This window comes from Deltaproteobacteria bacterium CG11_big_fil_rev_8_21_14_0_20_49_13 (genome assembly GCA_002796305.1).
Taxonomy (GTDB): Bacteria; UBA10199; UBA10199.
The window spans coordinates 1-11,261 of sequence record PCWZ01000016.1; the positions used below are offsets into that span (position 1 = coordinate 1).

Genomic DNA, 11,261 nt, shown 5'->3' on the forward strand with positions numbered 1-11,261 from the left:
CGACGAAGCAATCTCCATAAATCAAGTGTTTGCGGGAGATTGCCGCGCCCCTTCGGGGCTCGCAATGACAGAGTAAGTAGGTTTTTAGAGGTGCCTTTTATTCGATGAGCGCTATTACAGTGTTGTCCGCAACTTCTACAAGACCGGATCTAATGGGTACTTTTTCATTGTCGGGATGGGCGGCGAACCAAACGTCACCCTCTTTCAATATACTTACAAGTTTTGCATGACCGGGAAGTATCTCCATCTCGCCGACCACGCCGGGCAGAGTTACGCGGTCTACCTTCTTATTAACGATCTCTTTTTCGCTGGTCAGTATCTTTAATATCATATCAGTTAGAGATATTCTTTGACTTTTCTATCGCCTCTTCGATGCTCCCCACCATGTAGAACGCCTGTTCGGGGAGCGCGTCGTGTTTCCCCTCGCATATCTCCTTAAAGCTTCTTATTGTGTCCGCAAGTTGTACATATTTCCCCGCGTTGCCGGTGAACTGAGCGGCGGAAAAGAACGGCTGGGAAAAGAACTTTTGTATCCTTCTTGCCCTTCCGACAATAAGTTTATCCTCGTCCGATAGCTCATCCATGCCGAGGATCGCGATGATATCCTGAAGGTCCTTGTATCTCTGTAATATTTTTTGAACATCTCTTGCCACTTTATAGTGTTCCTCACCGAGGATGTCGGGGGCCAAAATTCTGGAGGTTGAATCGAGGGGATCGACCGCCGGATAGATGCCGAGCGACATCAGGTTCCTTGAAAGAACAGTTGTGGCATCAAGATGGGCAAATGTCGTTGCTGGTGCCGGATCGGTCAGATCGTCGGCAGGGACATAGATGGCCTGAACGGAAGTAATTGAGCCGTTCCTTGTGGAGGTGATACGCTCCTGCAACTCTCCCATTTCGGTGGCAAGCGTTGGCTGGTAACCAACGGCAGAAGGCATTCTTCCTAAAAGCGTCGAGACCTCGTTGCCGGCCTGGGTGAATCGGAAGATGTTGTCTATGAAGAGAAGAACGTCCTGCCTCTCTTCATCCCTGAAATATTCAGCGACCGCGAGCGCAGATAGGGCAACTCTTGCGCGCGCTCCGGGGGGTTCGGTCATCTGTCCATAGACAAGGCCGGCCTTATCGATAACGCCGGACTCTTTCATCTCCAACCAGAGATCGTTCCCTTCGCGGGTCCTCTCCCCCACTCCGGCAAAGACCGAATATCCGCCGTGATGTACGGCGACGTTGTGTATCATCTCCATCAATAGAACGGTCTTTCCAACTCCTGCGCCGCCGAAGAGGCCTATTTTCCCGCCTTTTAAGTAAGGGGCCAAAAGGTCGATGACCTTGATGCCGGTTTCGAACATCTCAAGCGATATCGCCTGCTCTTCAAATGACGGGGGAGACCTGTGAATTGGATAAAATTTCTTTGCATTTATAGGGCCGCATTCATCGACCGGCTCGCCGATGACATTTATAACTCGGCCCAAGACCTCTTTTCCGACCGGCATCTGAATAGGTTCGCCGGTATTGACCACATCCATGCCGCGAACAAGGCCGTCGGTCGCGTCCATGGCAATGGTCCTTACCGTATTCTCACCAATATGTTGAGCCACTTCGACCACAAGGTTCAAAGGCTTGTTGTTGATGGACGGGTTGGTTATCTTAAGGGCCGTGTATATCTCAGGAAGGTCTGCACTGTCCGGGAACCTGACATCTACCACGGGTCCTATTGCCTGAACGACTTTTCCCAATGCATTTGTTTCCATATAATTTCTCCGATCATCGTTTTAAGGCCTCTGCCCCGCCGACTATATCGATAAGATCTCTTGTAATTGTCGCCTGACGGGCCTTGTTGTAAACCTGTGTCAGCGATATTATAAGGTCATCGGCGTTCTTTGTGGCCATTTCCATTGCTATCATCCTAGCGGAAAGCTCAGCGGCGCTTGATTCCAGATACGCAAGCAGAAAACCCGTTTCCATCGTCCTTTTGATAGCCCGCTCTATTACCTCTTCGGCGCCCGGTTCGCAAATATGATCTACGGAAAGCACCGGCATAAAATCGCCAAGGTCAACGGGCAATATCCTTTCAATAGAGGGTTCGATAGAGCCTAAGCTTTGGAACTTATTGTAGGCGATGTAGGCCTCGTCTATTTCTCCCTTTCGATATCTTTCAATGGCTAGGTTCATCTCCTTTGAAAGGTCCGGTTGCGCACAGACCTTTTCTATTTCGATCCCGTTTCGCCGGAAAAAATCACGCCCCTTTTTACCAATGACGAATATTCGGTATCTTTTATCAAGCGTGGCCCGGACCTTTTTTAACAGATGCTCGTTGAACGTGCCGCAAAGTCCCCTGTCCGAGCTTATGACGAATATATTAACTATCCCCTTCTCATCTTCCTGTGGGTTTAACAGAAAAGAAGAGATCTCTTTTTGTTCTTTTACTATCTCCAAAAGGATACGCCTCAGCTCTTTATTATAGGCCCTTGCAGTGCAGACCCTTTGCTGTGCCTTTCTCATGCGGGAAGAGGCTATCATCTTCATCGCGTGGGTCAGCTTTTTAGTGCTCTGCGTCGAAATTATCCGCTTTCTTATGGATTTAAGCGTTGCCATCTACTAGAATTCCTTTTTTAATTCATCCAGAACGGCGTTGATGCTCTTTTTCATTGCATCGTCGAGCGTCTTTTTATTCAAGAGGTCATTAATGATATCATGATGCTTGTTGGTGAACGCCCATTCAAGTTTTTCCAGATAATGTTTTATCTTTTCCGTAGGATATCCGTCGAGATATCCGGCCGTTGCCGCATAGATTTCTATAACCTGCATGGCGACGTTCATTGGTCTATATTGTCCCTGCAGGAGAAGCTCGGTAAGCCTTTCGCCTCTACTTAACTGGTTCTTTGTGGCCATGTCGAGCTCGGCCCCGAACTGGGCGAATGCGGCAAGCTCTCTGTATTGCGCGAGCTCTAAGCGGAGCATGCCTGCCACTTGTTTCATTGCCTTTATCTGCGCATTTCCGCCGACGCGCGAGACGGAGAGCCCGGCGTTAATGGCCGGTCTGACGCCGGCATAGAAGAGATCCGTTTCAAGATATATCTGCCCGTCGGTGATCGAGATGACGTTCGTAGGGATGTAAGATGTAACATCACCCGCCTGTGTTTCAATTATGGGAAGGGCTGTCAGCGAACCGCCACCGTATTTATCGGCCATCTTTGCGGAGCGTTCCAAAAGTCGTGAGTGTAAATAGAAGATGTCGCCGGGGTAAGCCTCGCGCCCCGGGGGCCTTCTTAAAAGAAGCGATAATTGTCTATAGGCTACCGCATGTTTAGAGAGATCGTCATAGACGATGAGCGCGTGTCTCTTTGTATCGCGGAAATGTTCGCCCATTGTACAGCCGGAATAGGCCGCAAGATATTGAAGTGGCGCCGGGTCGCTGGCGTTAGCGGCTACAACCGTTGTATATTCCATGGCCCCGTGGGTCTTTAGCTTGTCGACCACCCTTGCAACGGTTGAGAGCTTCTGCCCGATCGCGACGTAGATACAGAAAACATCGCCGCCCTTCTGGTTTATGATGGTGTCTATCGCTATTGCCGTTTTCCCTATCTGACGGTCGCCGATTATCAGTTCGCGCTGGCCGCGGCCAATGGGCGTCATTGCGTCTATCGCCTTGATGCCGGTCTGAAGGGGTTCTTTGACCGGTTGTCTCTGGACGATGCCGGGAGCCACCAGCTCAATTTTGCGCATCTCATTTGTTTCTATAGCCCCGAGGCCGTCTATCGGCCTTCCGAGCGCATCTACCACCCTTCCAACCACCTTGTCGCCTACCGGTACTTCTGCGATTCGCCCGGTTCTTTTTACAACATCGCCCTCTCTAAGCTCCACATCTTCGCCCATGATAGCGATACCGACCGAATCCTCTTCGAGGTTAAGAGCTATACCGATAATATTGTGGGGGAAGAGAATGAGCTCGCCAAGCATCACGTTGTTGAGGCCGTAGGCGCGCGCGATACCGTCGCCGACCGAAAGTATATAACCAACCTCCTCCGGCACCACCTCCCGTCCGAAATCTTTAATATGGTTCGAGATTATCTTTGATATTTCATCGGCCCTTATTGACATATTTTCTCCTTCATTTCATCTAAGGTTCTTTTAACGGTCGCATCGTAGATAACGTTAGATATGTTGACCATTATGCCGCCGATCGTTCTTGCGTCGGAGGTCTCTTTTAGTTTTACTCTTTTATTTAATTTCTTTGAAAACAAGTTTTCAAGTTCATTTTTTATATTGTCGGCGTCAGACCCGTCAGAAAGCGTAAAAATCCCGCGTTTTATGGAAAGGACATCGTCGGCCATGTCGTTATAGATATCCATTATATGATAAAAGAAGCGGACCCTCTCCTTGTCCACAAGGAGCTTTAGAATGTTCGTTACATATTTATGAACGTTAAGCGCGTTACAGACCTCATCGATGAACTTGAATCTATTATCTCTAGTCGCGCTTTCGTCGGTGAGCCAGTTCAAAACGCCCTTGTTCTTTCTGATCACATCCCCCAGCAAAAGGAGGCCTTCACGAACCTTTTCAACGGCCCCATCTTCCTTTGCGGCCTTGATGAGCCCAAGTGCGTATCTATTGGCTATGGTCTGATCTCTCATGTGTTAGCGCCGATCTCTTTAATAGACCTTTCGACCACCGCCTTTTTGTTCTCAGGGGGTGAACTTGAAAGCTCTTTTTTTACTACATCGAATATAGAATGAGCCGTGCCGAGCCTTATCTCTCTTATCGCTTTATTTGTCGCGTGATCTATAAAAGAGGATGCGTCCTTTTTTATCTGATCGGCATATGTTTTTACGGTGTTCATCATGCGCGCCCTTTCAGACTCTGCCTCTTCGATGGCCGCGCTCATTATTTTTTCCGACTCGGCCTTCAATCCGCCGACGAGCGGGCGAAGCTTCTCCATCTCCATGTGGGAGGTGTCGTAGGTCCTTTGGGCGACAAGTATGAGTTCGCTTAGCGTGCTATGTCTTGAGGCAAAGAAGTCCTTTACGGGCTTCTTAAGCAAAAAGAAAAGGGCCCCAAGGAATATAATGAAATTTATAATTTTAAATGTCTCAACCATTGATCTTTTTTATTATCTCTTCCGCTATTAAAGGGATGTCTTTTCTGAGATCGACCATCGCCTTGTTCTTGGTGGCCTCTATCTTCTCCCTTGCGGCATTTATCAAACCCATCGACTCTTCCCTTGCCTTTGCCTTGATCGCGGCCTCTTCCTTAAGACCCAAGGCCTTTATCTTGTCGGCCTTTTTTGAAGCTTCATCCTTCGCTTTTGTGAGGCCTTCATTATATTCGAGCGAGGCCTCTCTTATTCTGCTCTCAAGGGCCTTTGCCTCGGCGAGGAGCTTTTCGGTACGGTCCTTTCGCGCCTTAATGATCTTTATTAAAGGATTAAAGATCAGAAATTTGAGCGCAACGAGGACAGCAAGGAACGTTCCAAGTTGAATGAACGAGGTTTTATCGGGTAGTAAATGTATCTCCATTACATTATAAAGACGTTATCGTCCCGCTCAGCGTTATCACCGGTTTCCTGTTTTTCGTTTGATATCGAGGCTCGGATAGAGGTCCTTGTCGTTTCCGCTTTATCCATCTGGCATTTGCCCTGGAATGTTACGCCATCTTCTATTGAAATGGTCTTGGTCTTGATGTCGGCCACAACGTTTGCGGGAACATGCATTTCGATGCGGGACTTTGCCTCGATATTTCCCTGAACGCTTCCATAGACGATGAGAGTGTCAACAAAGACCCCGCCATCGACGTGGGCGTCGTTACCGATGATGAGCGTGCCATCGGAATAAACCTCGCCCTGAAAGTTGCCGTTGATCTGGACCGTGCCGTCGAAGGTAAGCTTGCCTTCAAAACTGCAGCCCTTATCTAGCAGGCCGTTCACCTGATCTACCCTTGTGCCCTTTTCTGTACGACCCTTGAACATAATTTTCTTCCTCGTTTTAACCGGAACAGTTATTTTGTTATTATTAAGCTATAGATCCTGTCAAGGTCCTGAAGCGTATAGTATTCTATTACGATACGTCCACCCTTCTTTTCCTTGTCCGGTTCAAGCCTTATCTTTGTTGCAAGTCTCTTCGTTATTTCATCGGAGACGAATTTCATCTGCGGCGATAATGGAGCGGCCCGCGTGGAATACCTAGAGGCCTGCGGCTTGATGTTCTGGATCATTTTTTCCACGTCCCTTACCGTTAGCGCAGCATTAAGTATCCGCTCTCGCATTTTTAGCTGTTCCTGAAGGTTGTTTATGGAAAGAAGCGCTCGTGCATGGCCGGACGTCATCCGTCCGGTTGCGATATCATCTTGTATGACCTTGGGAAGGTTCAGAAGCCTCAGCGAATTTGCGACGGCGGTCCGGGATTTTCCAAGTCGGGTCGAGGCCTCTTCTTGAGTATAATTGAATTGATCGATAAGCTCCTGAAATGCAACGGCCTCTTCTATCGGGTTCAGGTCTTCACGCTGGATATTCTCGATGATGGAGAGCTCAAGCATTCCTTCGGTGTCGACATTTTTGATGACAATTGGTACTTCCGTAAGGCCAGCCATCTTAGCGGCGCGTAATCTGCGTTCACCGGCGATGAGCTCATATTTTCCGGTAGAGGCTTGAGTGACGATGAGCGGCTGAATTATTCCCTGTTCTTTAATTGATGAAGAGAGCTCTCTGATCTTTCCCTCGTCAAAATATTTTCTGGGCTGAAGCCTGTTCGGTATTATTGAATCAACAGTAGCGGTCCTCATTCTCTCACCCGTTGGCATTGACACGGGCTTTGGCATTAAGATAGACGCCTCATCCGCAATATTGACGCCGGCCGGGATAAGGGCGTCTAGTCCGCGTCCTAAGGCTTTACGCTGTTGCATTCATTTTCTCCTTGCCCCGGGCCACGGTCGAGGGGCTTCAGTGCATTTTGTCTTACCTCGTCTGAGGCAAGCACGTCTTTCATTAAAAGTTCTTTTGCTAGCTCAAAATATGCCTCGGCACCTTTCGAACGAATATCGTAAAGGATGACAGGTTTACCGTAAGACGGGGCTTCCGCGAGCTTCACATTTCTTGGGACAATGACCTGAAATACGGTCTCTTTGAAATGCTTCTTTATTTCGTCGGCGACCATCTTTGAGAGCGAATTTCTGGCGTCATACATGGTAAGGACGATGCCTTTTACTTTGAGGGTCGGATTAAGCCTGGTTTTCACAAGATTTATAGTATTTGTAAGGTCTGCTACGCCTTCCATTGCATAATACTCGCATTGTACCGGAATTAATATGGAATTAGCTGCAACCATGGCGTTTAGCGTTAAAAGTCCTAATGTGGGCCCGCAGTCCATAATAACGTAATCAAACTTCAAAGATATTGATTCTATTGCTCTTTTTAAGATTGTTTCACGTGAAACAATATCCAAGAGTTCATATTCTGCCCCTACAAGATCTGCATTGGAAGGGATAAGCTTGAGGCATTGGAGGGAGGTGTGGATAATGGCATCTTCCGGTTTGGCTTCACCAAGAAGCACCTGATATATCCCCTTTTTAACATTTCTCTTGTTTACGCCCAGACCGCTACAGGCATTCCCCTGGGGGTCAAGATCTATCAAGAGGGTTTTCTTTTCGGCCGCCGCAAGGCTTGCGGCAAGATTGATGGCGGTCGTCGTCTTCCCTACCCCGCCCTTCTGATTACAAATTGCTATGATCTCTGCCAATTGAGCCCCCAAAATTGTTTCACGTGAAACAATTTTGTCTTTCGCATGTAATTACAAAGAAATCAAGAGTTAAATGAATAATCGAACGGCCCGCGATTTGACATATTGTCCAATATGCGACCGGTTTTGAAGGGACGGGTAAGATGTTCGAACGACCGATGTCCGCCTTCGCTCAAACGCCGCGAAGTCGGCGTCTCGGCGCTCAGGCACGGCGTTTATGGAATGGCTGCCGATGCCGTGCCCTCCGCGACGTCGCTCTCTCACCTTCCCCGCCCCTTCAAAACACGCGCACAACTTCTTAATGAGTTTATCATTAGAGGTAAGCGAGTGACCAACTGTCCGTGAAGCTGCTGGCGTTCGCGAGCGTAACGAAAGTGAAGCGAGCGATGAGGTGTTTGCCGTATGAGGAAGTAAAACCTGTTGTGGCTTTAAAATTTGGGGGCTGAACGAGCCCTTCGACTACGCTCAGGACATGCTTGCCGCAGCGAAGCCACCAAATTTATAGCAACTTTTTTAGCGTCCTTGCCGATAAGTAGAGTGCTATGAAAAAGATGGCTTTGATGCTGTTTACCGCTCTATTTTTATCGATCCTATCCGCCAATTTAATTTTTGCCGAGACAATTGTTGTAAAAATGAAGGAAGGGACAGCCTCCATTGCGTTGTCTGCAAAGGCAATGACAGAAAGGCCGCTTTCACAGCCCTCAAGGCTTCCAATAAGCATAGTTGGGTTCAGAAAAGAGATGGTTGTTAATCCTTTTGACAGGGTGCATGTTTATGAAACAAAGAATGCTATTGAGGCTAAGGAGACTATTCGAAAATTTCAAAAGGATCCAACCGTTGAATACGCATATATCGAACCACACTATGAGCTTGCAGTGATAAGGCATTCGCAGAATCCCGAGGATCAGGCATTAAATAGTTCGCAAGATGTAAAGGATTGGACCAGTCTGCAAGATCATCTTTTCCCGTCCCCAAGAGGAGTAGATGCCATGTTTGCATGGATGGTGCCAGGAGGGACGGGAGAGAATGTAACGATAGCCGATATTGAATGGGGCTGGGAGGCAAGACACGATGACTATAAGGATAATCTTGAATATATATATGGAGTCAATAGTTCCTATGTAGATCATGGGACGGCCGTGCTTGGCGTGATGATAGGAGCAGACAACGGATTTGGGATTACAGGTATCGTTCCAAAGGCAAAGGCCGTAACCGTGTCTGTAGACAGTTCAAAGTATCCTACAGTTGCTGAATATATCCTTTTTGCCGCCACTAAATTGGAGGCTGGCGACGTGATCCTTCTGGAGATGCATGCGGGCGGGCCAAACAAGGGCCCGAGGCAGCAGGGCTATGTCCCAATGGAATATTTTCCAATTAATTTTGATGCCATTAAAGAGGTGACTTCACGCGGGATCATTGTTGTGGAAGCGGCTGGGAATGGCGATGAGAATTTAGACCACCCCGTTTATGAAAGGATCTTTGATAGGACATTTCAGGATAGCGGTGCCATTATGGTTGGTGCTGGAGCTCCACCGCGCAATAATTACCAAAGACAAGAACATTTAGGAAGACTTGATTTTTCCAATAACGGTTCAAGAGTGGACGTCATGGGTTATGGTGCGGCAGTGACAACTACCGGCTATGGAGATCTTTATCATCTAACAGAGAATAATTTTTATACAGCTGATTTTGCTGGTACATCTTCGGCAAGCCCGATAGTTGCCGGTGTAGCGGCCTCGATTCAATCGATGGCCAAGGCGACAGATAGATTTATATCACCGAGGGAAATGAGAAGCTTAATAAGTACTTCTGCGCAGCCGCAAAATTTTGCGGCCTATCCTGGTACGATAGGAGGACTCCCGGACATTAGGATGGCATGGGAACTTTATAATTTGAAAGAGCATAGACTGATCCCAGAAATCGTCGAACCATCACAAAACCAATACATTACTGCCGGGACAGAAATAAAGTTCGTTGGCAAAAAGGAAGAAGGTGTCTCATGCGGCTTCAAAGTTATCAATGCGGTGGTAGGAAGCATTATATCCGAATCAAATAAATGTTCGATAAGTCACAAGTTTTCGGTCAATGGGCGGTATATTGTAGAATTTAATATGGGCAAAGACGGTTTGACCGCAAGAAATCCGGCGGTAAGGGAGATAATAGTCGATGAAATGTCCGCCGCACCAGATCTGTCTTTCAAATATCTAGATCGGTACAGCTTAAAAATACCTACTTTTTCGTTTTCAACACCAAATAACAAAAACGGTAAGGTTTTTATTGAGATCAGTCAAAATGCCAACTTTGATAAAGAGGGGTTGATAGTGAATTACAGGCTTGCTGACCAGGAAGTTGCAAATCAGGCATTTATGCCACACAGGGATATGATGGAGGGGATGAGAGAGGGAACATATTATGCCAGAATGCGGGTCAGGTCAGGTTTAGGAGATTCTCCATACAGCAATGTTGTTGAATTTGAAGTTAGTGGCCTAAGAGATAACTTAGAGATTATGGATACCAGCATTGAGATGAATAATGTTGTCTATACCGACAGGGACTATCTGGTGGAGGAGCAGTGGACGTTTGAAGATAAGGTGAAATGGGACCAAAAATTGACTATTTATAACAGTAATTCCATTCTAGATCGCAATCCCATAATTATAGGTGAATTTTATACAGGCTCCTCGAACGGGGATGTAGAGATCGTAAATAATGTTTTGGTGTCGGGCGGCGGGTTGTCTCCTATCAGCCTTTTCGCGACCCAAGAAGATTATAGCGGTATCCCAGCACAGCCTTACACAACAATGTTCCTGGGTTATTCAGTCGATAGACTAGTAGGTCATAGCGATGGATTTTATGTCTATTCAAATGAGGGAAAGATATTTTATATCAGCCTTAATGACCCAATGAGGCCAAAGGTAGTAAATGAATACGATGTCAATCCATCAAGAATTGTAAGCGCAGGGTCTGTAGGTGATAGGGCATACTTTGCGGCAAATGATGGTATCATATTCGTAGACCCAAGCGGAGTTGATTTCATAAAAATATCCGAAGGCGACGTATTAGGAGCGACAGTTAAGGACAAAAGAATAATAATTGCGCTAAGAACCGAGCAAAAAGAGACGATGATGGGAGTTTTTGATAATGGGAAGCTCTCGGTCATAAGTAAAATGCCCGTGTTATCAACGGGATTAGGTAAAATAGCCGGGAAGGTACGTTTAAAATCAAGCGATGGGTTCATGGTCCTTTCAGATGACCTGACAAGGGTGGTTGCTACACATAGGACCGCTTCATTCAATACACCATATCCGTTTACAATTGGTGATAGAGCCTTTTTGGCAGATGGAATATTGAGGGAATACAAATTTAAATAAAGACCATGAAAAACTTATAATATTAACTGTGTTGTTCCTTTTCCTCGCGGCCAATGTGGCGGGGGCGATGTCAAATCAAGAGATGGTCGAATAAACGAATAAACGGGGTCAGGCTTCGGTAATTCGGTATTGACAACGCGCCTATAATTTAATAACAACG

General features: G+C 47.0%; 11 protein-coding genes. 1 reads left to right on the forward strand and 10 read right to left on the reverse strand.

Annotation, left to right across the window (positions count from 1 at the left end):
• Positions 1-97 precede the first annotated feature (97 nt).
• From COV46_01120 to COV46_01165, 10 genes are read right to left on the reverse strand one after another with little or no spacing between them, the layout of a single operon-like run.
• Entirely contained in the window at positions 98-331 is a 234-nt protein-coding gene (locus COV46_01120; GenBank protein ID PIR18156.1) for a hypothetical protein, read from the reverse strand.
• 1 nt (position 332) lies between these two features.
• Positions 333-1,751 (reverse strand): F0F1 ATP synthase subunit beta, encoded by a 1,419-nt coding sequence (atpD, locus tag COV46_01125; GenBank protein PIR18157.1) that lies wholly within the window; start codon positions 1,749-1,751, stop codon positions 333-335.
• A 13-nt stretch (positions 1,752-1,764) separates the two neighbouring features.
• The gene (gene atpG, locus COV46_01130) at positions 1,765-2,595 is read right to left on the reverse strand and encodes an ATP synthase F1 subunit gamma (GenBank protein PIR18158.1); all 831 of its coding nucleotides are present in this window, start codon (positions 2,593-2,595) and stop codon (positions 1,765-1,767) included.
• A 3-nt stretch (positions 2,596-2,598) separates the two neighbouring features.
• Complete coding sequence (locus COV46_01135) at positions 2,599-4,101, reverse strand: F0F1 ATP synthase subunit alpha (protein PIR18159.1); 1,503 nt, start codon at positions 4,099-4,101, stop codon at positions 2,599-2,601.
• Positions 4,092-4,634: an ATP synthase F1 subunit delta gene (gene atpH / locus COV46_01140; protein PIR18160.1), complete on the reverse strand. Its 543-nt coding sequence runs from the start codon at positions 4,632-4,634 to the stop codon at positions 4,092-4,094. The genes COV46_01135 and atpH overlap by 10 nt, the downstream gene beginning before the upstream one ends.
• Positions 4,631-5,098, reverse strand: coding sequence for a hypothetical protein (locus COV46_01145; GenBank protein ID PIR18161.1), 468 nt, complete (start codon positions 5,096-5,098; stop codon positions 4,631-4,633). The genes atpH and COV46_01145 overlap by 4 nt, the downstream gene beginning before the upstream one ends.
• Complete coding sequence (locus COV46_01150; GenBank protein ID PIR18162.1) at positions 5,091-5,516, reverse strand: hypothetical protein; 426 nt, start codon at positions 5,514-5,516, stop codon at positions 5,091-5,093. The genes COV46_01145 and COV46_01150 overlap by 8 nt, the downstream gene beginning before the upstream one ends.
• Complete coding sequence (locus COV46_01155) at positions 5,516-5,965, reverse strand: hypothetical protein (protein ID PIR18163.1); 450 nt, start codon at positions 5,963-5,965, stop codon at positions 5,516-5,518. Before COV46_01155 ends, COV46_01150 begins: the two co-directional genes overlap by 1 nt.
• Before the next feature lie 29 nt (positions 5,966-5,994).
• Positions 5,995-6,897: a chromosome partitioning protein ParB gene (locus COV46_01160; protein ID PIR18164.1), complete on the reverse strand. Its 903-nt coding sequence runs from the start codon at positions 6,895-6,897 to the stop codon at positions 5,995-5,997.
• A complete protein-coding gene (locus tag COV46_01165; GenBank protein PIR18165.1) occupies positions 6,876-7,730 on the reverse strand; it encodes a hypothetical protein in 855 nt (284 codons plus the stop codon). Before COV46_01165 ends, COV46_01160 begins: the two co-directional genes overlap by 22 nt.
• Before the next feature lie 542 nt (positions 7,731-8,272).
• On the opposite strand from COV46_01165, the gene COV46_01170 reads away from it, so the two are divergent.
• The gene (locus tag COV46_01170) at positions 8,273-11,101 is read left to right on the forward strand and encodes a hypothetical protein (protein PIR18166.1); all 2,829 of its coding nucleotides are present in this window, start codon (positions 8,273-8,275) and stop codon (positions 11,099-11,101) included.
• Positions 11,102-11,261 lie beyond the last annotated feature (160 nt).